This window comes from Nocardia heshunensis (genome assembly GCF_054782115.1).
In genome coordinates this window covers 218,972-243,024 of sequence record NZ_BAAGTC010000002.1, presented here as the reverse complement: position 1 = coordinate 243,024, position 24,053 = coordinate 218,972, and the positions used below count along the sequence as shown (strand labels likewise).

Genomic DNA, 24,053 nt, shown 5'->3' with positions numbered 1-24,053 from the left:
ATCCGGACCAGCGACTACGCCCGTCCCCGGGCGGGCGTAGTCTCGGATCGCGTCGTCGCTCCACCTCTTCGCGTCCCTGATCACGAGAGGAAGCACCATGCGAATTCGACAGCTCACCGCGGCCCTCGCCGCGGGCTGCATCACCGCTTCGATCCTCACCGGCGCGATCGCCCACGCCGACCCGGACGATCCGACCCCGGACCCCAATTCCCAGCTCTGCCCGTATCCGGACGTCAACAATCCGGATTGCACCCAGTTCAACGACGACCACGACCGGATCGGACCCGGCAACAACGAGCACGATCACGACCGCTGAGCGGCTACTCTCCGCGACGGAGGCTAGCGAGCTGTGGCGTCGGCGATCGCGAGTATCGCCGCACCGATGACCGTCGACGCCGCCTCGATGTTCGGCAGATTCCGCAGGTGCGGCGTGAGCGCCATGTCGTTGCAGACCGTCTGCGCCGCCTGGACTCGAATTCGGGCCGAGATCGGATCCCAGGCCGGGTGCACCTCGCGCAGCAGGTGCACCCATTCGGCGATGTAGGCGCGCTGGGTGAGGCGGGCGCGCTGCTGCTCGGCGTCAGGGAGATGCTGAGCCTCGGAGATCAGAATCTGTGTGAGATGCGGGTTTTCGAACACGAAGGTGCCGTAGCCGTCGAGCAGGCGCCGCAGCGCGTCGCGCGGGTCGGCGGCCTTGGCGAGGGCGCGATGCAGGTCGATGCGCAGCCATTCGTCGCCGCGGAAGATGGCCGCCGTCAGGATGTCGGCCTTGCCTGGAAAGTGGTTGTAGACGCTGGGTCCGGCGATGCCGACACCCGCGCCGATATCGTCCACGCTCACGCCGGTGAAGCCGCGCTCGGCGAACAGCCGGGTGGCCTCGGTAAGGATGACCTCGCGCCGCGATCGGGACACCAGCGGCGTGCGCCGGTCCGCATCGGGAATCGGGGTGCCGAGCTCCGGCACGGGCGCGTCGAGCACCGCGCGGATGAGTCCGGCGAGCAGCTCGGTGAAGTCGGGCTCGGGCAGCGAAAGATGGTGGAACGACACACTGTTGCCGACCGAGAGCGCGGCCCAGGCGAGCAGATCGCATTGCGCCGCAACCAATTCGGGCCGCCGCTCGGCGATGATGCCCGCCAATCGCGCGCCGATGCCGCGCGCCTGCACCCGGAACGCGGCCCGGTCGCTGTCCTCGAGATGCCGCGCCTCGCGCCGCCACAGCACACCGGCACTGCGGCCGCCGATCACCGTGGCCGCCATGGCGGTGGCCACGGCCTCGGGTTCGTCGGCGGCCGCCGCGATGGCGTCGTCGAAGCTCTGCAGCGCGGCATGGACGACGGTGGCCAGCAGGCCGCCTTTCCCGCGGAAGTGCCGGTACAGCGCGGACGGGCCGATGGCGACCGCGTCCGCGACCTCGCCCATCCCGACATTGGCGTACCCCTTGCGGTAAAAGAGGTCCGTCGCGGCATCGACGATCAATTGCCGCCGGTTCGCCGGGCGGGTGCCGCGGGCCGGGCGGACCACGTCCGGCCCGTTCACCATTCGATATCTCCTTCTCGCTGCGGCCGAGTTTAGCGACCCGGCCGCAGACCGCCGCTACAGCGACCGGGCGATGAGCTCCTTCATCACTTCGGTCGTGCCCGCGTAGATGCGCTGCACCCGGGCATCGGCGTACATCCGCGCGATCGGATATTCGAGCATGTAGCCGTAGCCGCCGAACAACTGCACGCAGCGGTCGACGACCTGGCCCTGGATCTCGGAGCAGTAGGCCTTGGCCATGGACGCGGAGGTGGGGTCGAGTTCGCCGCGCAGATGCCGTTCGACGCAGTTGTCGACGAAGACCCGCGCGACCCGCGCCAGCGTCGCGCAGTCGGCCAGTTCGAAGCGCGGGTTCTGCATATCGAACAGCGGGCCGCCGAAGGCGTGGCGTTCCTTGGTGTATCGCACGGTCAGCTCGACCGCGGCCTCGGTGGCGGCGACCGCGCAGACCGCCACGACCAGCCGCTCGTGCGCAAGTTGCCGCATGGCGTACCCGTATCCGGCGCCTTCCTCGCCGAGCAGGTTGCCGGCCGGGATCCGGACGTCGTCGAAGAACAGCTCTGCGGTGTCCTGCGCCTTCATGCCGACCTTGTCGAGCACCCGGCCAACCCGGAATCCGGGTACGTCGGCGGTCTCGAGCACGATCAGTGAGACCCCTTTGGCACCCGCGGCGGGGTCCGTCTTGACGACCAGCACGATGATGTCGGCCATGCTGCCGTTGGAGATGAAGGTCTTGGCGCCGTTGAGCAGATAGTGATCGCCCTCGCGAATCGCGGTGGTGCGCAGCGCCTTCAGATCGGATCCGCCGCCGGGCTCGGTCATCGCGATGGCACCGATGAGCGCACCGGAGGCCATCCCCGGCAGCCAGCGCCGCTTCTGCTCGTCGGTGCCGTAGGCGAGCAGGTAGTGCGCGACCAACCCACTGTGCACCTGGTTGCCGAAACCGGTGTCGCCCAGCCCGAATTGCGCTTCGAAGATGGCAAAATCATGCGCGTAGGTACCGCCGCCACCGCCGTACTCCTCGGGGACGGCAGCGCACAACAGGCCGAGTTCGCCCGCCTTGAACCAGAATTCGCGGTCGACATGCTTCTGATCCGCGAAACGCTGCTGATGCGGTAGTAACTCGGCCTCGAAGAACTTGGTCGCCATGTCCTTCAAGGCCCGCACTTCATCGTCGACCCAGGCCGACCGGTACACAGGAGTGGTCACGTCACGTCCTCAGATGGTGAATCCGCCGCCGCAGACCAGGGTCTGACCGCTGACGTAGTCGGATTCGGGGGTGCACAGCAGGTAGACCGCGCCCGCCGCCTCGGCCGGGGTGCCGCCGCGACCGAGCGGGATCATCTGTTCCATGGCCGCCAGCAACTGCGGGTTGACGCCGACCTTGATCTCCTTGCCCTGCACGTCGATGGTGCCGCCGCTACCGGCCGGAGCCTCGGTGAGCCGGGTCTTGATCATCCCGAACGCGACGGCATTCACGGTGACGTTGTAGCGGCCCCACTCCTTGGACAGGGCCTTGGTCAGACCGAGCACACCGGCCTTGCCGGAGGAGTAATTCGCCTGTCCCGCATTGCCTCCGGTGCCCGCGAGCGAGGAGATATTGACGACCTTGCGGCACGGGATCGGTTCCCCGGCCTCCTTGGCCCGCTTCACGGCGGCCGCGATCACCGGCTGCGCCGCGCGCAGGATCCGGAAGGGGGCTTTGAGGTGCACGTCGAGGATCGCGTCCCACTGCTCGTCGGTCATCTTCTGAATGACCGAATCCCAGGTGTAGCCCGCATTGTTGACGATGATGTCCAGCCCGCCGAACCCCTCGACCGCCGTCTGCACGAAACGCTCGCCGAAGTCCTCGTCGGTGACGCTGCCGATGCACGAGAGCGCCTGTCCCCCGGCCGCTTCGATGGCGGCGACAGTCTCCTTGGCCGGATCGGCGTCGAGGTCGTTGACCACGACGCGTGCACCCTCCGAGGCCAGTTTCAGCGCGATCTCCCGGCCGATGCCACGGCCGGAGCCGGAGACAATGGCGACCTTGCCATCCAGATTTCCCATGGTGCTCATTTCCTTTCAGGTATTCAGGGCAGCGCGACGACGGCATCACCGGTGAGGGTGACGGTTCCGTCGTCGAGGGTGACGGTGAGTTCGAGGGTGGCGCGGCGCTCGCCGTCGACCTCGTCGACGGCGGTGACTCGGCCAGTGGCCGTGGGCTTTCCGTGCACTGGCGTGATCGCGGCGAAGCGCACCCGGTAGGAGCGGATGGCGGCCGGGTCGAAGCGGTGGGTGAGCAGTCGGCCGAGGTAGGCCATGGACAGCATGCCGTGCGCGAAGACATCGTCGAGCCCCGCGTACTTCGCGAAGTCGAGATCGATGTGGATCGGATTGTGGTCCCCGGACGCGCCCGCGAACAGGGCCAGCGTGGTGCGGGAGATCGGCTGAATCTTCAAGGGCGGCAGCTCGCTTCCGACCTCGAGGGGAGCGATGTCGGTCATTTCGCGGCCTCCGGATTGCGCACGACGATCACGGACTTCAGTTCGGCGACGAGGGTGCCGTCGGCGCGGGTGACGGTCGAGGTCTTCTCGATGAAGTCGAGCGCCCCGCCGCGCTTGCTGTACACGTTCCCGATGGTTGGGGTCGAGGTCAGCACGTCACCGGCCACCGCGGTGGAGTGGTAAACGAACGACTGCTCGCCGTGCAGCACCCGGCGCAGGTCGATACCGAGTTCGGCCATCCAGCCGAACGAGTCCGGGCTCTCCAGTTCGATGCCGAACAGAAAGGTCGGAGGCACAGGCAGATTCGAGTAGCCCGCCGCGAGCGCCGCGTCGAGATCGGTGAAGATCGGGTTGGTCTCGCCGATCGCCTGGGCGAAGAAGCGCAGTCGTCCGGCCTCTACCGCCAGGGTGGTCGACGGAAACTGCCGACCGATGACACTGGGATCCAAGGGCATTGGTTCAGCTCACCTTCTCGTAGAGGGTGACCACGGCCGCGCCACCGAGCCCGATGTTGTGCTGCAGGGCCACCTTCAGATCGCCGTCGACCTGCCGCGCCTCGGCCTGACCACGCAACTGCCACACCAGTTCCGCGCACTGCGCCAGCCCGGTCGCGCCCAGCGGATGTCCCTTCGACAACAGGCCGCCGGACGGATTGGTGACCACCCGCCCGCCGTAGGTGTTGTCACCGTCATTGATGAACTTCTCGGCCGTCCCCTCCGGCGTCAGCCCGATCGCCTCGTAGGTGAGCAGCTCGTTCGCGGTGAAGCAGTCGTGCAGTTCCACCACCCGCACATCGGTCGGCGCGACCCCGGAGGCTTCGTAAACCTGTTGTGCCGCAGCCTTGCTCATGTCGTAGCCGACGATCTTCGTCATGTCCTTCTCGGTGAAGGTGGACGGGAGATCGGTGGCCATGGCCTGCGCTTTGATGACGACCGAGGCATCGATGCCGTTCGCCTTCGCGAACTTCTCGCTCACCAGCACGGCCGCGGCCGCACCGCAGGTGGGCGGACAGCATTGCAGGCGGGTCAGCGGGCCGTAGATGTGCGGTGAGGCGAGCACCTCTTCCACCGTCACCGGATCCTTGAACACCGCATACGGATTGTTCGCGGCGTGCCTGCGGGACTTCACCGAGATCTTGGCGAAGGTCTCGGGCGCGGTGCCGTACTTCTCGGTGTACTGCCGTCCCGCACCACCGAACATCTGTGCCGCGAATGGTGATTGGTCGCGCTCCTGGATCTCGTCCATGACCTCGTCGAACCGCACGAACGGGCTGGGCCGGTCGGTATACGCCATGGCAAGCGCACCGCGCTGCATCTGCTCGAATCCGACGGCCAGCGCCACATCCACGATCCCGTACTCGACGGCCTGCCGCGCCAGATACAGCGCCGACGACCCGGTCGAACAGTTGTTGTTGACATTGACGACCGGAATCCCGGTCTGCCCGAGGCCGTAAACAACGGCCTGCCCGCAGGTCGAGTCGCCGTACACATATCCCGCGTAGGCCTGCTGAATCTTCTCGTACCCGATACCGGCATCGGCCAACGCGGCCCGGGCCGCCGCGGTGCCCATGACGTCGTAGGTCTCACTCCGGCTCGGCGTGGTGAAGGGAATCATCCCCACACCTGCCACCACAACGCGTCCACTCACTCGAACCATCCCCGTTCATTAACTAGGCGTGATTCACTTAGTGGAACAGATGGAGGTACGACCCGCAATAGAATCGACACTTCCCGCGGATATGTGAGCGCTGTTACATTATCGCTCGTTCACATAGCTCGGACGAAGGAAGACGCCGATGTATCTCACCCAAGGCCTGCACCGTGCGGTCCAGCAGCATCCGGACGGGATCATGACGATCTGCGGCGAGCGCACCAGGACGTTCCGCGAGGTGGCCGATCGAGTCGCCCGGCTGGCGGGCGCCCTGCGCGGCCTCGGAGTGACGAGCGGGGACCGCGTCGCGATACTCGCGCTGAACTCCGACCGCTACAGCGAATACCTGCTCGCGGTCCCCTGGGCCGACGCGGTGGTCAACCCGGTCAATATCCGCTGGAGCACGGCCGAAATCGTCTACAGCTTCGCCGATTCCGGCACCACGGTGCTATTCGTCGACGATGCCTTCGCTCCTCTACTACCCGACATCCGGCAGCAGTACCCGGGACCGCTCGCGGTCGTGCACTGCGGCGACGGCCCCACCCCCGAGGACACGCTGTCCTACGAGGAGTTGATCGCGACCACCGAGCCGATCCCGGACGCACGGCGCGGCGGCGATCGACTCGCGGGCCTGTTCTACACCGGCGGCACCACGGGATTTCCCAAGGGCGTCATGCTCAGTCACCACAATCTGCTCACCTCGGCGCTGGGCTCCATCGCCAGCGGCTACGTCTTCGAGCCGAACGGCACCTACCTGCACGCCGCCCCCATGTTCCATCTCGCCGACCTGGCGGGCTGGCTGTCGGAGGTGCTGTTGGGCGGCACGCACGTGATCATTCCGGCCTTCGAACCGGTGGCCACCATGAAAGCCATTGCGGCACACCGGGTCACCGACACCTTGCTGGTGCCGGTGATGATCCAGCTGCTCATCGACCACCCGGCGGTCGTCGAGTACGACCTGTCCAGCATGGAGCGGATCCTCTACGGCGCCTCACCGATCGCGCAGGCGGTGCTCGAACGCGCCATGAAGGTGTTCCCGGGAGCCGGACTCACCCAGGCGTACGGGATGACCGAAGTAGCCCCGGTGGCAACGCTTCTCGGTCCCGCCGACCACGCGGCCGGCCTGCTGCGCTCGGCCGGGCGGTCCGCACCACACGCCGAAGTGCGCATCGTCGACCCCGACGATCGGGAGTTACCGCGCGGCGAGGTCGGCGAGATCGTGGTGCGCGGGGATCACGTCATGCTCGGGTACTGGAACAAGCCCGAGGAAACCGCCGACGCGCTCCGCGGGGGCTGGATGCACACCGGCGACGGCGGTTACATGGACGAGCGCGGCTACGTCTACGTCGTCGACCGCATCAAGGACATGATCGTCAGCGGCGGCGAGAACGTCTATTCCGCCGAGGTCGAGAACGCCGTCGCGGCCCATCCCGGCGTCGCGGCCTGCGCGGTGATCGGGGTGCCGGACGAGGAATGGGGCGAACGCGTCCACGCGGTCATCGTCTGCGTCCCCGGAACCACGGTCACCACGGCCGATATTCGCGAGCACACGAAAACGCTCATCGCAGGCTACAAGGCCCCGCGCAGCATCGAAGTCGTCGCCGGGTTGCCCGTCTCGGGGGCCGGGAAGATCCTCAAGCGCGAACTGCGCAAGCAGTACTGGGGCGACACCGACCGTCAGGTGCACTGACCCCGGCCACGGCGGGCGTTTCACGCGGAAGTCCGATTGTAAAAACTTCTGCCGTTTTCATAATGGCATTCTGTTTTCAGATTAACCTACTGCCATGAACCGCCGCAGCGCCTGTACTGCCCTAGTTTTCGCGGCCGCGCTGTGCGCCGCCCCCACGACCGCGGGAGCGGCCGCACCCCCACCCAACGGCACGGTCATCGATTCACACCCGATCAGCCCGTACGGACTCCCCCTGCCCGTGCAGGCCTGGCAGGTTCGGTTCGCCTCGTCGGACGAGAACGATCAGCCGAACACCGGGCTGGTCACGATCGTGGAGCCGACGACGCCGTGGACCGGTCCGGGCGCGCGACCGTTGCTGAGCTATCAGCTGGCGGAAGACAGTCTCGGAACGCAGTGCGCACCTTCGGTTTCCATCGAGAAGGGGTTGGCGGACGGCCTGAACAACAGCAATGGCGAGGCCGCGACGGCGACCCTCGCCCTGCAGCGCGGCTGGGCCGTCGCGTTTCCGGACTACCAGGGGCCGCACGAGCGGTTCCTCGACAAGAATCAGGCCGCGCACGGCGTGCTGGATGGCCTGCGCGCCGCGCGAGCCTTCGCTCCGGCAGACCTGTCGAGCTCGCCGATCGGCATGCTGGGATATTCGGGCGGCTCACTCGCCACCACCTGGGCGGCTCAGCAATTACCCTCCTACGCACCGGAATTGACGCTGGCCGGCATAGCCGTCGGCGGTGTCCCGGTCGACGTTCCGGCCGTGTTCCGCACCATCAGCGGCACGCAGAACGCGGGCCTGGGCATTCTCGCCCTGGCCGCGTTCGACCGGCTCTTCCCCGAAGCGAACATTCCGGCGCTGCTCAATGACCGCGGCCGCCGGATGCTCGCGGAAACGACCGGGGATTGCGGATTCGACTTCGTGACGAAGTACATGTTCGCCGATATCGACGACTACACGGCCGCACCGGATATCGGCGACAACCCGGCACTGCGGGAGATCGCGGCCGAGATCTCGGTGGCGGAATCCGCTCCCCCGGCTCCCACCTACTTCTGGCATTCCACCGGAGACGACGTGCTGCCGATCGCCTTCGACGACCGGCTCGCGACGTCCTGGTGTGCGGGCGGGCAACTGACCTACGTCCGGACCGGCGTTCCGACCCACATCGGTTCGGGCCTGGCCGGACTGCCCGCCGCTCTCGACTATCTGGGCGAACGGTTCGAGGGCGCACCGGTATCCCCCACCTGCGGTTGACCAGTCCCTTCTCGAAAGGCCGTGCCATGCCACAACTCACCGAACCGATCTCCAAGGACGCCGATTTCCTCACCCGCTGGCTCTCGGGTCGCCGGACCCCCTCGGCGAATCCGCTGACGGCCGACGAGGTCGAGGGATTTCGCCAGGCCCAGCGGCTGGGCTTCGCCTGCGCGCAGGCCACCGCAGCCGAGATGCGGCCGGGCTGGACCGAGGCCCGCACCGGCACATGGATGATCGAGTGGCTCTACGACCACGGCGTGAAGACCATGCTGCACAAGCCGATCGCGGTCTTCCACGAGCGGTCGATCGCGCCGGACGGCGAATGGGGGCCGGTGACACAGGGATCCGGTGCGACCCTGCGCGACGACGATGTGGTCATTCTCGATTGCGCCCCGGTCGTCGACGGATTCACCGGCGATATCGCCTACACCGTCCCGGTCGGCCACAATCCGGAGGTCGAGCGGGCGCAGGACTTCCTGGCCCGGCTGCGCGCCGAGATCCCCCGGCATTTCGCCGATCCGGCGCTGGCACAGCATGTCTTCGAGTGGGTCGACGACGAGATCCGGGCCGCGGGCTACGGCAATGCCGCCGCCGGATACCCGGAAAACGTGCTGGGACACCGCGTCTACCACCACGGCCGCCTCAACGACCGGCTGCCGTGGTTCCTGCCGGAGCGCCTCGTCGGCTACATGCTGAGCTGGCACAGCCTCGGCTTCCTCGGCATGCAGATTCGGCGCACAATCTTCCCGGAGGTGCTGGGCCCCAAGCATTCCGGGCCCAAGACCGGGATCTGGGCAATCGAGCCGCACCTGCGCGCCGACGGTTTCGGCGCGAAGTTCGAGGAACTACTCGTGGTTGACGAGAACGGGGCCTACTGGCTCGACGACATCAGCCAGCAGCGCATCGTCATCGGCGGTTAGGCGCCCTGCCGCAGCGCGGTGGCGGCCGCGGTCTCGATCGCGGTCTTCACCCGCTGCCGCAGCCGCCGCGCGAGGCGGCCGTCGGCGCCACGACACTCGTCGGTGACCAGGCCCTCGAGATACAACTCCACGGCCTGCGCCAGCACCGCGAACAGTTCGGTCTCGGTGAGCCGCAGGGCATCCGGCCGCACGGCCAGCGCGAGGATGCCGTTCATCGACCCCCACAGCGCGCGGGCCGTCTCCTTGACCGGGATCCGGCGCATCTCCTTGCGCTTGATGCCGTCGGACAGGATGCCCTCCAGCATCGTATTCATCCTGGTGATCCGCTCGGTCACCAATTGCGCCGCGGCAGAGCCGGATCCGGTGGCGGCCGTGGAGAACTGCCACTGGATCATCTGGAACAGCCGCGGCGACTCCAGGAAGAACCGGGTGTACGCGCCGCCGGCGTCGATGAGCTTCTCGACCGGATCACCGTCGGATTCGTACACCGCGAGCAGGTACTGCTCATTGCGCTCCACCGCGCGCTCGACAACCGCGAAATGCAGATCGTCCTTGCCCCCGAAGTGCTGATAGATGGTGGCGATCGCGACATCCGCGGTCTCGGCGATCTGCTCGATCGTGGCCTGCGCGCCATCGCCGAGGAACAGCTCTTCGGCCGCGTCCAGGATGCGGCCGCGGGTGCGGGCCTTGCGACGATCCTGACGCGGGGAGCTGGCGGGCGAGTTCGGGGTCACCCGGCGAATCGTACCCATTAATGGAATGCCGTTCTGCAAGCAGAGCGACGGATCGCCCCGGGCGGCTCAGGAGGGCATGGCGGGCAGCAGGATCGACGACCCGGGCAGGATCTCGAAGTCGACGGGGACCAGCCGGGTGGCGGTCGCGGCCGGATCCCCGCTACCGGTATTGCGTGCGAAGCGGGGGAACGCGCCGCCGCTGATCTGCAAGCGCAGCCGATGTCCCGGCTTGAACCGGAATGCGGTGGGCCACAGGGTGATCGCCACGGTCCGCGTGCCGTCCGCAGCGGCAGGATGACTGGCCGGGGTGGTGCGCTGGATGCCGTCGCAGACATTCGTCGACACACCGTTCTGGTCCACGTCGCACAGGGTCACGAACACATCGGCGTGCGGAGCGCTGGTGCGCAACGTGATCCCGGCCGTGACCGGACCGATGATCTCGAAGGGCTGCTCCAGCGGAGCGCTGGTGTAGACCAGGACATCGGATCGGCGCTCACGCGCGGCCTGATCGCGACGCCCCGACTGCTTGGGATCCAGGCCGCCACCACCGATGCCCGGGGTGGGATCGACTGGGTCGTAACGGAATCGGTGCGGCTCACCCCCGTCGAGATCCACCGTGGCGAAGCCACCATCGGTCCGGGCGAACCACCGTTGTTCGGCCATCCCCCGCGGCGGAAACGCGTCGTAGCCGCGCCACTCGTCCGCGCCCTGGATGTACAGCTTGACCGGGTGCTTGCGCACCGCTCCCGAATCATCGGCCAGGGCACGGAACCAGTCGAGTGCCTCCGCGTGTGCGCCCGCCAGCATGTTCGTGTCGACGTGATGCCACGGCCCGACGGTGAGCAGCGGTGCACGTCCGGCCGCCCGCATCACCTCGTAGTCCCGCAGCTGTCCGACCAGGGCCAGGTCCTGCCAGCCGGTGACGTGATGGGTCGGCGCGGTGATGTCGGCGAGGCGGTGCCGGTAGTCGCGATGGTCGAGCCAGTAGCCGCCGTCGTCCGTGTCGTGGACCCGCAGCCAGTCCTGATAGAAGCCGATTCGCTTGCCGCAGTTGACGATATCGGACGTGGTCAGCGGGAGATTCCACATTCCGCGCTGCGCCACCCGGTCGCCGACGGTCTCGACGAAGTCGGCCAGGAAGGCGCTGCGCTCGAGCAGGGTCATGCGCCGAATCCATTGCAGGATCAGGCCGGTGAAGATCGCTCCGCCCGGAAAGAAGACCTCGGAGAACGACGCGGTCGTCACGGTCGGCAGCAGCCCGGCCACGCGATCCCCGGCCGCGACCGCCAGGGTCAACTGGGTGTGCCCGACGTAGCTGGCTCCGAACAGGAACAGCTTGCCGGTGAACCACGGCTGCTGCTCGATCCAATCCAGCGTCGCCAGGCCGTCCTTCTCCTCGTTCACCAACGGCTCGAACACGCCACCCGACCCGCCGTGCGTGCCCCGGCAGGACTGGATCAGCACGGTGAATCCTCGCTCGGCCAGCGGCATGGCCGTGCCGCGGCCGAGCATCCCGACGCGGGCGTAGGGGGTGCGGGACAGCACCGTCGGCGCGTCGGGCACATTCGGCTCGTACAGATCGGCGACGAGTTCGATGCCGTCGGGCATGGGTATCCGAATCCCCTTGGTGACCTTCACATCCCGGGTGACGGCGGGTGGGAGCCGCAGCAGCCGGCCCATGATCAGACCCTCGGCACGGTGTATCAGGCGGGTCGTCGTGTCGGAGATTCCAGCTGTTCCCATACCGGTCGATACTACAAACACCATCCGTTTTTGTAATGGAGTTCTATTAACACGAGGTAATTTCACGAGAAGTGGCCCGCCCGAGCCCATCCCACTCACCGCTCCCGCGCAGGTGCGGGGCTCCCGGGGTGTGCGAGCATGGCGCGGTGGCTGGTGGAACGCAATTGTGGCCGGTGGTGGATCTGGCCGATCTGCTCGACGTGCTCGATCTCGGCGAGGTCGGGCCGGGGCGGTTTCGCGCGCGGAACGTGAGCTCGACGCTGCCGTCCACGCTGGGTAGTCAGACGCTGGCGCAGGCGGTGGTGGCGGCCGAACGCACCGTGCCGCACATGGCGGTGCAGTCGCTGCACGGGGTGTTCCCGCGCGGCGGATATGCCGATCGCGAGGTCGACGTGGAGGTCGAGGTCGTGCAGTCCGGGCGAGCGTTGGCGACCGTGCAGGTGACGTTCCGGCAGGATGCGCGCGAGCACGCCCGGGTGCTGGCCATGCTGAGCGTCGAGGAGCCCGACTTCCTCGCGCACGGCGCAGCATTGCCCGCCGACGTGCCCGGGCCCGAGCAGTGCGCCGAACTGCCGTGCGCGTTGTTGCCCTGGGAAGTAAGAACTTTCGGCGGAGCCGACGCGGTGGCACTCGACCTGTCCGCGCCACCAACGCTGGATATCTGGATGCGGTGCGACAAGGCCCCCGATCTCCCCGGCATCGCGCGAGCCCTCCTGGCGCACGGCAGCGAGGCCTTCCTGGGCCCGGTGGCGATGCGCCCGTACCCTCAGGCCGAGATCGCCCGCCGCGGTGGCCGCGGCGCGGCGGCCCTACTCGCGCAGACCATCACCTTCCACCGCCCCTTCACCCTCCACGACTGGCTACTCCTGCGCTGTGAGAGCCCGTTCGCAGGTAGCGGCCGTATGTACGAGCGCATGCAGATCTTCACGCGCACCGGCGAATTGGTCGCCTCCGTGGACGCCCACGGCGTCATGCGCGCCAGCGTCTGAACCAAGCGGGCCAGGGCCGTCAGGCGAGCACCACGTCGATCCCGTACTGCTCCAGTTCATCACCCAACGGCGGCGGCACCGCGTCGGTGACCAGCACATCGATATCCGAGAGATCGGCGAACCGCACGAAGTCCTCGCGCCCGAGCTTGCTGGAGTCGGTGACCACGACCACCCGGTGAGCCGTGGCGATCATGGCGCGTTTCACCGCACCCTCGTCGGTGTCGGGGGTGGACAGTCCGTGACCGGCGGTCAGCGCGTTGGTGCCGATGAAGGCGACGTCGACGCGCAGCTCCTCGAGGGCGCGCAGCGTCTGCGGCCCGACGGCCGCCTGCGTCACGCCGCGCACCCGGCCGCCGAGCAAATGCACTTGCGCGCCGGGATGTCCGGAGAGCCGGGTCGCGATCGGCAGCGAGTTCGTCACCGTCACGAGTTCGCGATCGGCGGGCAGCAGCACGGCCACCCGCCCGGTGGTGGTGCCCGCGTCGAACAGCACGCTGCCGCCCCAGGGCGGCAGGAAATCCAAGGCGGCCTCCGCGATTCGATCCTTCTCCGGCGAACGGCTGCCCTCGCGTTCGGTGGTGCCGACCTCCATGGCGGTCAGGGCGCCCGCCGGGACCGCGCCGCCGTGCACCCGGCGCACCAGGCCCATGCGGTCCAGCACGGCCAGATCGCGGCGCACGGTCTCGGCGGTGACGTCGTAGCGCTCGGCCAGATCGGTGACGGCGACCCGGCCGAGTTGCTCGACCAGGGTGACGATGGCCTGCTGCCGCTCCTCGGCGTACATACCGATCCTCCACAGTGATGTTTGATTATGTTGGTTTATGTCCGAACGTATGGCTTTGCCGACCGGCATGGGTAGCCTGGATCACATCAGATTATGACCGTTCGACGGGTCGAACTCGGTCAGGTAGTGCGTGGAGGTTGCCGTCAATGTCCCGATCAGTGCAGGAAAATACCGTATCGGCCGTGCTGTACGGCACCCCGGCGGTGCCGGGCGTGGTGGCCGCGCCGACCGTGCGCCCCGGACCGCGGGTGCACGTGGCGGTCACGCACGAGCCGATCGCCGAGTCCGATCGGGCATCCGAGCTCGCGGCCTTCCGCCGCGCTGCCGCGACCGTGGCCGACCGACTCGGCGGCCGCGCCGCCGCCGCACACGGCGCGGCCGCCGAGGTACTGGCGGCCGATGCCGCCATGGCCGCCGACCCCGGCTGGCTCGACAAGGCCGCCGAGCAGATTGCGGTCGGCCTGCCCGCGGGCGCGGCGGCCCTCGCCGCCACCGACCACTTCGCCGACCTGTTCACCATCCTGGGCGGGCTGATGGCCGAGCGGGTCACCGATCTGCGCGACGTCTGTGACCGCGTGCTCGCGGAGCTGGCGGGCGCGCCCGAACCCGGGGTTCCGGTCCCGGACCGCCCGTCGATCCTGCTCGCCACCGACCTCGCCCCCGCCGACACCGCGGGACTGGATCCGAATCTCGTACTCGGACTGGCGACTTCGCTGGGCGGGCCGACCAGCCATACCGCCATCATCGCGCGCCAGCTCGGCCTGCCCTGCGTGGTGGCGGTGGCCGGGCTCGACGACATCCCCGCCGGGACCGACATCCTGCTCGACGGTGCGGCCGGACGGATCACGGTGCGGCCCAGCGCCGAAGCCGTCGCGCTCGCGACCGCCGAGCACCGCGTCGCCGCCGACCGCGCCGCCGCCTGGACCGGGCCGGGAGCGACCGCCGACGGGCACCGGGTCGAGATCCTGGTGAACGTGCAGGACGGCGCGGGCGCTCGTGCCGCGAGGCACACCCCGGCCGAGGGAGTGGGGCTGTTCCGCACCGAATTGTGCTTCCTGGACCGGGAATTCGAGCCCACCCCGGCCGAGCAGGCCGCGGTCTACACGGAGGTCCTCGACGCCTACCCCGACGCGAAGGTGGTGCTGCGCACCCTCGACGCGGGCTCGGACAAGCCGCTGCGCTTCGCCGAGCATCCCGAGGAGGCCAATCCGGCGCTCGGACTGCGCGGCATTCGCATCACCACGGACAACGGGCTGCTGGAGCATCAACTCGACGCCATCGCCACGGCCGCCTCCACCCGCACCGCACCCACCTGGGTGATGGCTCCGATGGTTTCCACTGCGGCCGAGGCGAAGTCGTTCGCCGCCCTGGTGCGCGCTCGCGGCCTGGTGCCGGGCGTGATGGTCGAGGTGCCCGCCGCCGCCTTGCTCGCCGAGGCCATCCTCGAGCACGTCGATTTCGTCTCGATAGGCACCAATGACCTGGCCCAGTACACCATGGCCGCCGACCGCATGTCCCCGCTGCTGGCGACGCTCACCGACCCGTGGCAGCCCGCGGTGCTGAGTCTGGTGGCCCGCACCGCCACCGCCGGGCGGGTGCTCGGCAAACCGGTCGGGGTCTGCGGTGAGGCCGCCGCCGATCCGCTGCTCGCCTGCGTGCTCACCGGATTCGGGGTCACCTCGCTCTCGGCCGCGGCCAGCGCCGTCACCGGCGTGGGCGCGGCGCTGGCGGCGACCACCCTCGCCGACTGCCGCCGCGCCGCCGAGGCCGTGCTCGGCACGACGGATCCGGCGGACGCGCGGGCGGCGGCGCGAAAGGCATTGGGACTCTGACCCACACGGCTGTGCCCCCGCCGATCCGGCGGGGGCACAGTACCTTTCAGTCCCGGCCGTCCAGCACGGACTTGACCTCCGCGGGCGTACGCGCCGTATGCAGGCGTTCGACCTGCTTGTCGTCGATGAACACCTGGGCGATCCGATTCAGCAGGGCCAGATGGTCGTCGCCGGACCCTGCGATGCCGATGACGAATTCGACGGGCTTGCCGTTCCAGTCGATGGGTTCGGCGTAGCGCACGAGCGAGAGTCCGGCCCGGCGAATGCCGGCCTTCGCCGCATCGGTGCCGTGCGGGATCGCGAGGCCATTGCCCATGTAGGTGGTGGTCAGGCGTTCCCGCTCGTGCATGGCGGGCAGATAGGACCGGTCGACCGCACCGGCGGCCAGCAGCAACTCCCCCGCCTCGGTGATCGCGTCCGCGCTGGTTCCGGCCGTGCCGCCGAGCACGATCGAATCCAACGGCAGCACCTCGGCGTCCGATTCGGGCTCCGCCACAGCGGGTTCCGGCCCACTCGCCGCACCATTGCCGTTCGAGCGGGACAGTAGCTCGACGATCTCGGCGTAGCGCGGGCTGGCCATGAAGTCGTCGACCTCGACGTGCACGGCCGAAGGTGTCTGTGCACGTGCACGTTCGGCCAGGTCCCGGTGGGTGACGACGACATCGTAGGTGTCGGTCAGGTTCGAGATGGCCTTGTTGACCACCGTGACCTCGCCGAAGCCCGCCTCCCGAATCTTCTTGCGCAGCACCGACGCACCCATGGCGGACGAGCCCATCCCGGCGTCGCAGGCGAAGACGATGGTGGAGACGGCCGTCGAGGTGGCGAGCCCACCCGAACCGCCGAGCAGTGCGGACGAGGCGACGGAGCGCTTGCCCTTCATGGCCTCCATCGCGCCGGTGGCCTGCGTCAGATCGAGTTCACCGGTGGATCGATCGGTTTTCAACAGCAGCGCGGCGATCACGAACGTGACCCCCGCCGCGCCGAGCACCGACAGGGTGACGCCGATGTAGCTGCCGCTGGCCGTCTGCGCATAGATCGAGATGATCGATCCGGGGGCGGCGGGCGCGCGTAATCCGGAGTGGAACACCACATTGATGAACACGCCGGTCATGCCGCCCGCGATGGTGGCCAGGATCAGCTTCGGCTTCATCAGCACGTACGGGAAGTAGACCTCGTGAATGCCGCCGATGAAGTGGATGAGCGCGGCGCCCGGGGCCGAGCTCTTCGCCATCCCGGTGCCGAACATCCAGAAGGCGAGCAGCAGACCCAGGCCCGGTCCCGGATTGGCTTCCAGCAGAAACAGAATCGACTTGCCGTTCTGCGCGGCCTGGGTGGTGCCCAACGGGGTCAGCACCCCGTGGTTGACGGCATTGTTGAGGAACAACACCTTCGCCGGTTCGATGAAGATCGAGGTCAGCGGCAGCAGGTCGTGATCGACCAGGAAGTTCACCACATTGCTCGCCCCGCGGCTGAACGCGGAGACCAGCGGGCCGATGCCGAAGAATCCGAGGGTGGCCAGCAGCCCGCCGGCGATGCCCGCCGAGAAGTTGTCGACCAGCATTTCGAAGCCGGGGCGAATCTTGCCGTCCCACAGCGCATCCAGCCGTTTGATGACCCAGCCGCCCAACGGGCCCACGATCATCGCGCCCAGGAACATCGGCACGTTCGCACCCGCGATCACGCCCATGGTGGCGATGGCGCCGACGACGGCGCCGCGGGTGTCGTAGACGATCCGGCCGCCGGTGTAGCCGATCAGGATCGGCAGCAGATAGGTGATGGTCGGGCCGACGATGCCGCCGCTCGCGTAATCACCCCAGCCGCCGATGTGCGCGACCCAACTGCCCTTTCCCAGTAGGTGACCGGTGAGGGAGGTGATCCAGCCCTTCTCGATGAACAGGGCCGTGAGCAGGCCCCATGCGATGAATGCGCCGATGTTCGGCATGACCATGTTCGATAGGAATGAACCGACTCTCTGCACGCGTACCCGCGTGCTGATGCGGGATTCCGGTGGGGCGATTGACATCTGACCGACTTCCTCTGAACAACCAAGCAGATGATGTGACTCGGACCACATCTCCTGAAGTAGTAGACCGCAGAATCGGACACAATGGCAAGCAATCGGGCACAAATGGGCACGAATTCGTGTTGGTTTACGCCCGATTGGCGCTACCGTGGTCCCCGAGGGGTACGCCGACCAGCGCACCCAGACGCGGAAGGAACATCAGCCATGAAGGCGCTGCGCTACTACGCACCCGAGGATCTCCGGCTCGAGCAGATCCCCGAGCCGGACTGCGCCCCGGACGAGATCAAGCTGCGCGTTCGCAACTGTTCGACCTGCGGCACCGACGTCAAGATCCGCCACAACGGGCACCAGAACCTCACGCCGCCGCGCACCCTCGGCCACGAGATCGCCGGGGAGATCGTCGAAGTCGGCGCGGTGGTCAACGACCACTACGGCACCGACTGGGCCGTCGGCGACCGCGCACAGGTCATTGCCGCGGTGCCGTGCGGGGAATGCCACGAATGCCGCAAAGGCTGGATGGCGGTGTGCCAGAACCAGACCTCGGTGGGCTACCAGTACGACGGCGGCTTCGCCGAGTACATGATCGTGCCCGCCCAGGTGTTGAAGGTGAACGGGCTCAACCGGATTCCCGACAATGTCGGCTACGACGCGGCCTCGGCGGCCGAGCCGCTCGCCTGTGCGATCAATGCGCAGGAGCTACTGGGCATCGAAGAGGGCGACACCGTCGTCGTCTTCGGCGCCGGACCGATCGGCTGCATGCACATTCGGGTCGCACGTGGCGTACATCGGTGCGGTCCGGTCTATCTCGTCGATGTGAACGCCGACCGGCTGAAGCTGTCGGCGCACGCGGTGAAGCCCGACGAGGTGATCGACGCGACCGAAGTCGATGTGGTGCAACGGGTCATGGAACTGACCGGCGGCCGCGGCGCCGACGTGGTGATCACGGCGACGGCCGCCAACATCACCCAGGAGCAGGCCATCGCCATGGCCGCCCGCAACGGCCGCATCTCGTTCTTCGGCGGCCTGCCCAAGACCAACCCCACCATCACCTGCGACTCCAACCTGGTGCACTACCGCCAGCTGCACATCCACGGGGCCAACGGATCCGCGCCCGAGCACAATCGCCGTGCGCTGGAATACATCTCGAACGGCCAGGTGCCGGTGCTGGACCTCATCACCCACCGGGTGCCGCTCACCGAGGTGCTGGACGCCTTCCGCATCGTCGAGCAGGGCGAGGCCATCAAGGTGACGGTCGAACCCTGAGCCTTCACGGTGTCGGCGCTCTCGTTGTGTCGGCACGGATACACAACGGCCGTCATCGCGGCGACAGACCGCAGGGGCATTTCTCCACAGAATTGTGTTCGCAGACAACACGATCCGTTTGGAGAACAGCTCATGTCGAAGGTCACCACCCTGTTCGGCGGCGCGCTGGCCGCCCTCGCCGCCACCGCCGCCCTGACCCTGCCCGCCGCCCCTGCTGCGTTCGCCCAGCCCGCCACACCGACGTCCTCCGCACCGGCGCCCACGAAAACCCAAGGCTGGCTGAGCATCTACAGCGGCGTCGCCCCGCAGGGCGTGAACGCGATCCAGTTGCGGGTGGTCACCGATGCCAAGGTCGGGCTGCGGGTCGTCGACCGGGACGGCCGTTCTCTCTACCGCTTCGACAAGGACACCGCCGACCCCTCGAAGTCGAACTGCAACGGCGACTGCGCCACCACCTGGCCGCCGCTGCTGGTCAGCCGCGGCCAGTCCCTCTATGTCGACGGCATCGATGCGAACCGCACCGGCTTCATCGAGCGCGCCGACGGCTCCTGCCAGATCACCATCGGCGGCTGGCCCGTCTACTACTTCTCCAAGGACAAGAACCCCGGCGACCTGAACGGTCAGGGCGTCGGCGGCACCTGGTTCGCCGTGAACCCCACCGGCGGCAAGGCCCTCGCCGCGTAACCAGGTCACGTGTCACAGCCGGGGCAGCTGTCAGTGGCCGATGGCCGGACTGATGGCGGTGCCGCCGCTGACGTCGACCACATTCGCGGTGATCCAACGGGCGTCGTCGGAGGCGAGGAAGGCCACCGCGTCGGCGATGTCGGCGGGCTGGCCGACGCGGCCCAGGGCGGTGATGGCGGCAATGCCCGCGCGGGCAGGCGGGTTGGCCTCGAAGAAGGCGGCCATGCCCTCGGTCTCGGTCGCCCCGGCCGCCACCGCGTTCACGGTGATGGCACGCGGGCCGAGTTGGACCGCAAGGGTTTTGGTGAGGACATCGATCGCGCCCTTGCTCATGGCGTAGGCGATCTGGGACGGGGCCGCCACCCGCGGCGCGCAGGAGGAGATGTTGACGATGCGTCCGCCGTCGCGCAGCAGCGGGATCGCCCGCTGCGAAATGAACAGCGGCGCGGACACATTCACCGCGAAGAGGCTGTCCACCGCTTCCGGGGTGAGCTGCTCGATCGAGCCGTTGCCGCCACCGCCGCCCGCGTTGTTCACCAGAATGTCGAGGCGGCCGTCCGGCAGGCTCGGCGCCAGCTCGGTGAACAGCGCCTCGATTCCGGCGGGCGTGCTCAGGTCGGCGCGGACCGCGAAGGCCCGCCCACCCGCCGCACCGATCTCCGCGACCGTGTTCGCCGCCGCCGCGTCATCGTGCCCGTAGTGCACCGCAACCACCGCGCCGTCCGCCGCCAACCGCAGGGCGATGGCGCGGCCGATGCCGCGGGAAGCGCCGGTGACGAGTGCGATCTTGCCGTTGAGAGACATGGGGAGCTCCTGTGCTGGGGGGTTGTTTCCTCGACACAGACCTTCGCCGACCGCGCTCACCGAACGCTCACCGTGCGCTCACCACCGATCTTCGGCTTCCGTTCCGGGTTGCTGTTCGGGAACGAACCTCACACCGTAGGGTGAGGGGCGAAGCAGTCGGCCCGCGTCATTCGGATTCGGTGACCCGGCGCCATCGGCGGGAAGTGTTCACATGAACTCCGGACGACAAACCACCCTTCGTCACGAGCAGAGCGAATTCGGCGCGGCCCGGGCAGCGGAAAAGCTCGCCTGCGAGAAACAGAACGCCATGGCCGCCCACACCGTCGCAGGTCACGCCCTCGATGCCGAAGACTGCGCCTACCTACTCCAAATGCTCGGCCTGGACGCCTCGAGCGAAGACAAAGAAGACAAGTAGCTCCCCTTTCGCGCGGAAAGTGAGACTTTTCACTGCCCGGACGTGCGCCGCGCGTCCGGTAGGTTGAGTTTCATGGGTGCCAACGGTATGACCCCCGCACAGGAAGCGAAGCTGCATGATGTCGCAGCGCAACTGGTGTGGAAATGGCAGCAGCCGTCGGGTGTGGAATTGATCCGCGAGGGCGCCAAGATCACCTCTCATCTGATCCAGCACGGGCCGTTGCCCGCCGCGCTTGCCGACACTTGGTTGCCGACCGCGGAGGATCGCGCGAAAGGGATGGTTCGGTACTTTGCCGAGCGGGATTACGATCTGGAAGTTAATGCGGCGGGAGATATTGTCGGAGCTGGGATTTCGCTGATCGCGGATGAAAAGTCCAAGGGGCACATCTCGGTTATCGAGGATCGCCGCTTCTACAATTGGTGTGTCTGCGACATCGTGATGTTCCCGATGGTCATGAAGGTGCGTTCGGACGTTTCCACGCTGGATCCCCGTACGGGCGAAAAGATTTCGTGGACGGTCACCGCGGATCGCTTCGAGAATGTGTCCCATCCGGATGTGTGGTTCACGCTGGCGCCGGCGCACGGCGGCGAAATCCGCAAGGTGTACTGCGACCGCGTGAACATGTACACCGACCGCGCGGGTGCCGAAGCCGCGGCCGCGGCGGATCCGCAGATCGCCGCGGCGCCGCTGCAGGAATTGTTCGACGACACCCGCAAACTCGCCGATATGTTCTGACCGGCACTCAGCGGGCCCAGGGCGCGATGACCGGCGGCTGGCCGGGGATGAGTCCCTGGCCGCCGACCGGCAGCACCACGATCGCCTCGAACGGCTCCGCGCCCGGATTGGCCATGGCGAACAGTTGATGAGCCGGGACGATGAGCGCGTCGCCGGCCGCGACGGTGAAGGTTTCCCCGTCCATCGTGACGTTCATCGACCCGGACAGCGCGATGAAGATCTCCTCGCGGTCCAGAGCGTGCGCGGGGGCGTCGGTGCCCGGTTTGATGGTGAGCCGCCAGGCGGAGTTCTCCTTGGAGCCGCGACTGGGTGCGGCCAGTCCGAGGAAGCTCGCGTGCTCGTTCTCGAAGCGGGGGGCGGCGTCGGCGGTGATGAGTGGCATGACTCTCCTCTGAAATCCGTTGGGTGTGGGGGCTATTGCGCCCAGGGCGGGCTGACCGGATCGCCGCCGGGAGCCTGGGCGTAGGCGCCGACCGGCAGGATCGCCACCGCTTCGAAGGGCTCGGTGCCCGGCACCGAGAGGTGGAACAGGGTGTGCGCCGGGATCACCAGCGCGTCACCGGCAACGAAGTCCCGAGTCTCGCCCTCGAGCGTGATCCGCGCCTGCCCGGCGAGGGCGATGAAGATCTCCTCCCGGGAAACAGCGTGCGCGTGGCCGGGATTGCCGGGTTCCAGGGTGAAGCGCCAGACGCTGTTCTCGACGGATCCCCGGCTGGGCGCGGCGAGGCCGATCGCGGTCATTCCGGGGCCTTCGAACACGGGTGCGTCGGCGGACTTGACGAGTGGCATGCTGTGTCTCCTAAACTTCAACCAAGGTGTTCAACATCGGTTGAACAACTACAGTTGAACATATCGATGGGAAGGGGTCAAGGGATGGATTTCGGGATTCTGCTCGGCCAGGCGTACTCGGCCTTCGTACTGGAGTTGCACGCCCGGCTGGGCGAGCGCGGCCACGCCGTGCTCGGCGCGTCCTACGGCTTCGTACTGCGCGCGCTGGCCGAGAACGCGCTCACCGCAAGCCAATTGGCCGAACGCCTGGGCATCACCGCCCAGGGTGCGGCCAAGGTGGTCGACGAGATGGTGAAGCAGGGCTACGTCGAGCGCCGCCCCGACCCGGTCGACAAGCGCGCCAAACAGCTGCACCTGTCCGACCGCGGCCTCGACATGCTCGCCACCGTGCGCGAATTCCACGCCGCCTACGAGCGCGACCTGATCGCCCGGGTGGGCGCCGATCAGGTCGCCACCGTCCGCACCATCCTCGGCGACATCGCCGCCGCCGCACCGTCTTCCGGCATGGATCGCGCCTTTCGCCCGCTGTAGGCGGCCCGCGCCGCAACGCCGCATCGTCACCGGTCCCGCTTCCCTCGTTCGGCCGCAACCGAATCTACGAAGCGCGCCACCGTTCACCCCGGGACGCCGGACGCCAATCCCGAGACTTTCGACGCCACCGCGGCGGCCGGTTCACTCCGGCGGCATGCGACGGAAGTCGGCGGGCGCCCGGCCGGTCCAGCGCCGGAAGGCACGAGCCAGCACCCGGTGATCGCGATAACCCAGCTGCGCGGCAATGGATCCGACCGAGTCGGTGCGATCGCGCAACAGGGCGATGGCCAACTCACGGCGGACCGTCTCCAGCTCCGCGCGCCAGGTGGTGCCGTGCTCGGCCAGCCGCCGCTGCAGGGTGCGGCCGCTGAGGCCGAGTTCCTTGGCCACGTCCTCCAGTTTCGCGGCGGGCAGGGTGGACAGCTGGCCGCGCAGCACCCCGCGGAAGACCTCCAGCCACGGTAGTTCCGGGCCGATCTCGTCGAGCGCCTGCCGGGCGTGCCGACGCAGAATCGCATGCAGGAAGCGATCATTCGGCCGGGCGGCGGCGCCGAGGAAGGTGAGCGCGTCCCGGTCCTGGCCGAAGTGGATATTGCCGGTGCCGAACGCGCGCACCAAATAGTCGCGGTCGGGCGGCGCGGGGTGCGAGAAGTCCACGCGCACCGGGATTCCCGCCTCACCGAAGCCCGCCCGCGCCCGCTGCGCGGTCACCACCATCGCGAATTCCCGATGGGTGGCGCCGTAGGGTTCACGGTGCGGCGCACCGGAATAGCGTGCGGTGAGCAGTGATCCATCCTCGCGCACCTCGAGCTCGACCCGCCGATCGCAGATGGTTGCGTTGTAGACCGACGCCGCGCGCAACCCCTCCGCCAGAGTCGGGGCGGTACTGATCAGGTAGTCCCACACGTAGAGCCGACCATGTTCGGCGTGTTCGGTGGCCAGTACTCCGGCTTCGGCTCCGGCCAGCTCGTACAGCAGCGCCCACAGCCTCGTGGAGTCGGTGGTTGCCACCCGCACCCCGCGATCGACCACCAGCGCCGGATCGCCACCCAGTGCACGGGCGATCTCCGACTCGCTCGCACCGGCCGCCCGGGCCGCGTCCACCAGAACTCCCACAATATGCGTCGACACGGTGCTCACCGGGGCGGTCATCTCACATCACCTCATCGTGGAAAGTTCGTCGTTCGCCCGACAACCCGGTC

25 protein-coding genes are annotated in these 24,053 nt (G+C 68.0%); 11 read left to right on the top strand and 14 right to left on the bottom strand.

Translation table 11 applies throughout. The annotated features are described in order from the left end of the window. The first annotated feature begins 97 nt into the window (after positions 1–97). Positions 98–316: a hypothetical protein gene (locus tag ACYVN4_RS01165; protein ID WP_460717334.1), complete on the top strand. Its 219-nt coding sequence runs from the start codon at positions 98–100 to the stop codon at positions 314–316. Between the two features lie 23 nt (positions 317–339). Here ACYVN4_RS01165 and ACYVN4_RS01160 read toward each other — a convergent pair whose 3' ends face one another. The 6 genes from ACYVN4_RS01160 to ACYVN4_RS01135 are packed head-to-tail and all read right to left on the bottom strand — an operon-like array spanning position 340 to position 5,678. Continuing rightward, entirely contained in the window at positions 340–1,539 is a 1,200-nt protein-coding gene (locus ACYVN4_RS01160) for a TetR/AcrR family transcriptional regulator (protein WP_460717333.1), read from the bottom strand. Positions 1,540–1,593: 54 nt separating this feature from the next. After that, positions 1,594–2,745 carry an acyl-CoA dehydrogenase family protein gene (locus ACYVN4_RS01155; RefSeq protein WP_460717332.1) on the bottom strand — a complete coding sequence of 384 codons (1,152 nt, stop codon included), beginning with the start codon at positions 2,743–2,745 and terminating at the stop codon, positions 1,594–1,596. 9 nt (positions 2,746–2,754) lie between these two features. Next, complete coding sequence (locus ACYVN4_RS01150) at positions 2,755–3,585, bottom strand: SDR family NAD(P)-dependent oxidoreductase (protein WP_460717331.1); 831 nt, start codon at positions 3,583–3,585, stop codon at positions 2,755–2,757. A gap of 23 nt (positions 3,586–3,608) precedes the next feature. Beyond that, positions 3,609–4,022, bottom strand: a complete 414-nt coding sequence (locus tag ACYVN4_RS01145) for a MaoC/PaaZ C-terminal domain-containing protein (RefSeq protein ID WP_460717330.1) — start codon at positions 4,020–4,022, stop codon at positions 3,609–3,611. Further along, entirely contained in the window at positions 4,019–4,477 is a 459-nt protein-coding gene (locus ACYVN4_RS01140) for a MaoC family dehydratase N-terminal domain-containing protein (protein WP_460717329.1), read from the bottom strand. The genes ACYVN4_RS01145 and ACYVN4_RS01140 overlap by 4 nt, the downstream gene beginning before the upstream one ends. 4 nt (positions 4,478–4,481) lie before the next feature. Then, positions 4,482–5,678 (bottom strand): lipid-transfer protein, encoded by a 1,197-nt coding sequence (locus ACYVN4_RS01135; protein ID WP_460717328.1) that lies wholly within the window; start codon positions 5,676–5,678, stop codon positions 4,482–4,484. A gap of 139 nt (positions 5,679–5,817) precedes the next feature. Between ACYVN4_RS01135 and ACYVN4_RS01130 the strand changes: the two genes are divergently transcribed. The 3 genes from ACYVN4_RS01130 (at position 5,818) to ACYVN4_RS01120 (ending at position 9,525) form a co-directional block, all read left to right on the top strand. Continuing rightward, a complete protein-coding gene (locus ACYVN4_RS01130; RefSeq protein ID WP_460717327.1) occupies positions 5,818–7,362 on the top strand; it encodes an acyl-CoA synthetase in 1,545 nt (514 codons plus the stop codon). 94 nt (positions 7,363–7,456) lie between these two features. Further along, positions 7,457–8,605, top strand: a complete 1,149-nt coding sequence (locus tag ACYVN4_RS01125) for a lipase family protein (RefSeq protein WP_460717326.1) — start codon at positions 7,457–7,459, stop codon at positions 8,603–8,605. A 26-nt stretch (positions 8,606–8,631) separates the two neighbouring features. Beyond that, positions 8,632–9,525, top strand: coding sequence for a M24 family metallopeptidase (locus ACYVN4_RS01120; RefSeq protein ID WP_460717325.1), 894 nt, complete (start codon positions 8,632–8,634; stop codon positions 9,523–9,525). Here the strand turns inward: ACYVN4_RS01120 and ACYVN4_RS01115 are convergent. Further along, on the bottom strand, positions 9,522–10,259 hold the full coding sequence (locus ACYVN4_RS01115) for a TetR/AcrR family transcriptional regulator (RefSeq protein WP_460717324.1): 738 nt from the start codon (positions 10,257–10,259) through the stop codon (positions 9,522–9,524). The genes ACYVN4_RS01120 and ACYVN4_RS01115 overlap by 4 nt on opposite strands. 66 nt (positions 10,260–10,325) lie before the next feature. Next, the gene (locus ACYVN4_RS01110) at positions 10,326–12,002 is read right to left on the bottom strand and encodes a CocE/NonD family hydrolase (RefSeq protein ID WP_460717323.1); all 1,677 of its coding nucleotides are present in this window, start codon (positions 12,000–12,002) and stop codon (positions 10,326–10,328) included. A gap of 146 nt (positions 12,003–12,148) precedes the next feature. Between ACYVN4_RS01110 and ACYVN4_RS01105 the strand changes: the two genes are divergently transcribed. Beyond that, positions 12,149–12,991 (top strand): acyl-CoA thioesterase, encoded by an 843-nt coding sequence (locus tag ACYVN4_RS01105; protein WP_460717322.1) that lies wholly within the window; start codon positions 12,149–12,151, stop codon positions 12,989–12,991. Positions 12,992–13,010: 19 nt separating this feature from the next. On the opposite strand, the gene ACYVN4_RS01100 is transcribed toward ACYVN4_RS01105, so the two are convergent. Then, positions 13,011–13,775, bottom strand: a complete 765-nt coding sequence (locus ACYVN4_RS01100; RefSeq protein ID WP_460717321.1) for a DeoR/GlpR family DNA-binding transcription regulator — start codon at positions 13,773–13,775, stop codon at positions 13,011–13,013. Between the two features lie 146 nt (positions 13,776–13,921). On the opposite strand from ACYVN4_RS01100, the gene ACYVN4_RS01095 reads away from it, so the two are divergent. Then, complete coding sequence (locus ACYVN4_RS01095) at positions 13,922–15,607, top strand: putative PEP-binding protein (RefSeq protein ID WP_460717320.1); 1,686 nt, start codon at positions 13,922–13,924, stop codon at positions 15,605–15,607. 46 nt (positions 15,608–15,653) lie between these two features. Here ACYVN4_RS01095 and ACYVN4_RS01090 read toward each other — a convergent pair whose 3' ends face one another. After that, positions 15,654–17,630, bottom strand: coding sequence for a PTS mannitol transporter subunit IICBA (locus ACYVN4_RS01090; RefSeq protein ID WP_460717319.1), 1,977 nt, complete (start codon positions 17,628–17,630; stop codon positions 15,654–15,656). Positions 17,631–17,834: 204 nt separating this feature from the next. Between ACYVN4_RS01090 and ACYVN4_RS01085 the strand changes: the two genes are divergently transcribed. After that, positions 17,835–18,893 (top strand): zinc-dependent dehydrogenase, encoded by a 1,059-nt coding sequence (locus ACYVN4_RS01085; protein WP_460717318.1) that lies wholly within the window; start codon positions 17,835–17,837, stop codon positions 18,891–18,893. A gap of 132 nt (positions 18,894–19,025) precedes the next feature. Then, positions 19,026–19,577 (top strand): hypothetical protein, encoded by a 552-nt coding sequence (locus tag ACYVN4_RS01080; protein WP_460717317.1) that lies wholly within the window; start codon positions 19,026–19,028, stop codon positions 19,575–19,577. Between the two features lie 30 nt (positions 19,578–19,607). On the opposite strand, the gene ACYVN4_RS01075 is transcribed toward ACYVN4_RS01080, so the two are convergent. Then, complete coding sequence (locus ACYVN4_RS01075) at positions 19,608–20,381, bottom strand: SDR family oxidoreductase (RefSeq protein WP_460717316.1); 774 nt, start codon at positions 20,379–20,381, stop codon at positions 19,608–19,610. 211 nt (positions 20,382–20,592) lie between these two features. On the opposite strand from ACYVN4_RS01075, the gene ACYVN4_RS01070 reads away from it, so the two are divergent. Beyond that, entirely contained in the window at positions 20,593–20,796 is a 204-nt protein-coding gene (locus tag ACYVN4_RS01070; RefSeq protein WP_460717315.1) for a hypothetical protein, read from the top strand. A 72-nt stretch (positions 20,797–20,868) separates the two neighbouring features. Next, positions 20,869–21,531, top strand: coding sequence for an organomercurial lyase (gene merB, locus ACYVN4_RS01065; RefSeq protein ID WP_460717314.1), 663 nt, complete (start codon positions 20,869–20,871; stop codon positions 21,529–21,531). A gap of 7 nt (positions 21,532–21,538) precedes the next feature. Here merB and ACYVN4_RS01060 read toward each other — a convergent pair whose 3' ends face one another. Together ACYVN4_RS01060 and ACYVN4_RS01055 are read right to left on the bottom strand one after the other, a co-directional pair. Then, on the bottom strand, positions 21,539–21,913 hold the full coding sequence (locus ACYVN4_RS01060) for a cupin domain-containing protein (RefSeq protein ID WP_460717313.1): 375 nt from the start codon (positions 21,911–21,913) through the stop codon (positions 21,539–21,541). A gap of 32 nt (positions 21,914–21,945) precedes the next feature. Further along, the gene (locus tag ACYVN4_RS01055) at positions 21,946–22,320 is read right to left on the bottom strand and encodes a cupin domain-containing protein (protein WP_460717312.1); all 375 of its coding nucleotides are present in this window, start codon (positions 22,318–22,320) and stop codon (positions 21,946–21,948) included. Between the two features lie 84 nt (positions 22,321–22,404). Between ACYVN4_RS01055 and ACYVN4_RS01050 the strand changes: the two genes are divergently transcribed. Continuing rightward, the gene (locus ACYVN4_RS01050; protein WP_460717311.1) at positions 22,405–22,851 is read left to right on the top strand and encodes a MarR family winged helix-turn-helix transcriptional regulator; all 447 of its coding nucleotides are present in this window, start codon (positions 22,405–22,407) and stop codon (positions 22,849–22,851) included. 141 nt (positions 22,852–22,992) lie between these two features. Here the strand turns inward: ACYVN4_RS01050 and ACYVN4_RS01045 are convergent, their stop codons facing one another. Beyond that, positions 22,993–24,003, bottom strand: coding sequence for a helix-turn-helix transcriptional regulator (locus ACYVN4_RS01045; protein WP_460717310.1), 1,011 nt, complete (start codon positions 24,001–24,003; stop codon positions 22,993–22,995). Positions 24,004–24,053: the final 50 nt, after the last annotated feature.

Bases quoted from the DNA above. Each gene is read 5' to 3' on its own strand.
- ACYVN4_RS01165 (WP_460717334.1), top strand. From the start codon at position 98: ATGCGAATTCGACAGCTCACCGCGGCCCTCGCCGCGGGCTGCATCACC.
- ACYVN4_RS01160 (WP_460717333.1), bottom strand. From the start codon at position 1,539: ATGGTGAACGGGCCGGACGTGGTCCGCCCGGCCCGCGGCACCCGCCCG.
- ACYVN4_RS01150 (WP_460717331.1), bottom strand. From the start codon at position 3,585: ATGGGAAATCTGGATGGCAAGGTCGCCATTGTCTCCGGCTCCGGCCGT.
- ACYVN4_RS01145 (WP_460717330.1), bottom strand. From the start codon at position 4,022: ATGACCGACATCGCTCCCCTCGAGGTCGGAAGCGAGCTGCCGCCCTTG.
- ACYVN4_RS01140 (WP_460717329.1), bottom strand. From the start codon at position 4,477: ATGCCCTTGGATCCCAGTGTCATCGGTCGGCAGTTTCCGTCGACCACC.
- ACYVN4_RS01135 (WP_460717328.1), bottom strand. From the start codon at position 5,678: ATGGTTCGAGTGAGTGGACGCGTTGTGGTGGCAGGTGTGGGGATGATT.
- ACYVN4_RS01130 (WP_460717327.1), top strand. From the start codon at position 5,818: ATGTATCTCACCCAAGGCCTGCACCGTGCGGTCCAGCAGCATCCGGAC.
- ACYVN4_RS01125 (WP_460717326.1), top strand. From the start codon at position 7,457: ATGAACCGCCGCAGCGCCTGTACTGCCCTAGTTTTCGCGGCCGCGCTG.
- ACYVN4_RS01120 (WP_460717325.1), top strand. From the start codon at position 8,632: ATGCCACAACTCACCGAACCGATCTCCAAGGACGCCGATTTCCTCACC.
- ACYVN4_RS01110 (WP_460717323.1), bottom strand. From the start codon at position 12,002: ATGGGAACAGCTGGAATCTCCGACACGACGACCCGCCTGATACACCGT.
- ACYVN4_RS01100 (WP_460717321.1), bottom strand. From the start codon at position 13,775: ATGTACGCCGAGGAGCGGCAGCAGGCCATCGTCACCCTGGTCGAGCAA.
- ACYVN4_RS01095 (WP_460717320.1), top strand. From the start codon at position 13,922: ATGTCCCGATCAGTGCAGGAAAATACCGTATCGGCCGTGCTGTACGGC.
- ACYVN4_RS01090 (WP_460717319.1), bottom strand. From the start codon at position 17,630: ATGTCAATCGCCCCACCGGAATCCCGCATCAGCACGCGGGTACGCGTG.
- ACYVN4_RS01085 (WP_460717318.1), top strand. From the start codon at position 17,835: ATGAAGGCGCTGCGCTACTACGCACCCGAGGATCTCCGGCTCGAGCAG.
- ACYVN4_RS01080 (WP_460717317.1), top strand. From the start codon at position 19,026: ATGTCGAAGGTCACCACCCTGTTCGGCGGCGCGCTGGCCGCCCTCGCC.
- ACYVN4_RS01075 (WP_460717316.1), bottom strand. From the start codon at position 20,381: ATGTCTCTCAACGGCAAGATCGCACTCGTCACCGGCGCTTCCCGCGGC.
- ACYVN4_RS01070 (WP_460717315.1), top strand. From the start codon at position 20,593: ATGAACTCCGGACGACAAACCACCCTTCGTCACGAGCAGAGCGAATTC.
- merB (WP_460717314.1), top strand. From the start codon at position 20,869: ATGGGTGCCAACGGTATGACCCCCGCACAGGAAGCGAAGCTGCATGAT.
- ACYVN4_RS01060 (WP_460717313.1), bottom strand. From the start codon at position 21,913: ATGCCACTCATCACCGCCGACGCCGCCCCCCGCTTCGAGAACGAGCAC.
- ACYVN4_RS01055 (WP_460717312.1), bottom strand. From the start codon at position 22,320: ATGCCACTCGTCAAGTCCGCCGACGCACCCGTGTTCGAAGGCCCCGGA.
- ACYVN4_RS01050 (WP_460717311.1), top strand. From the start codon at position 22,405: ATGGATTTCGGGATTCTGCTCGGCCAGGCGTACTCGGCCTTCGTACTG.
- ACYVN4_RS01045 (WP_460717310.1), bottom strand. From the start codon at position 24,003: ATGACCGCCCCGGTGAGCACCGTGTCGACGCATATTGTGGGAGTTCTG.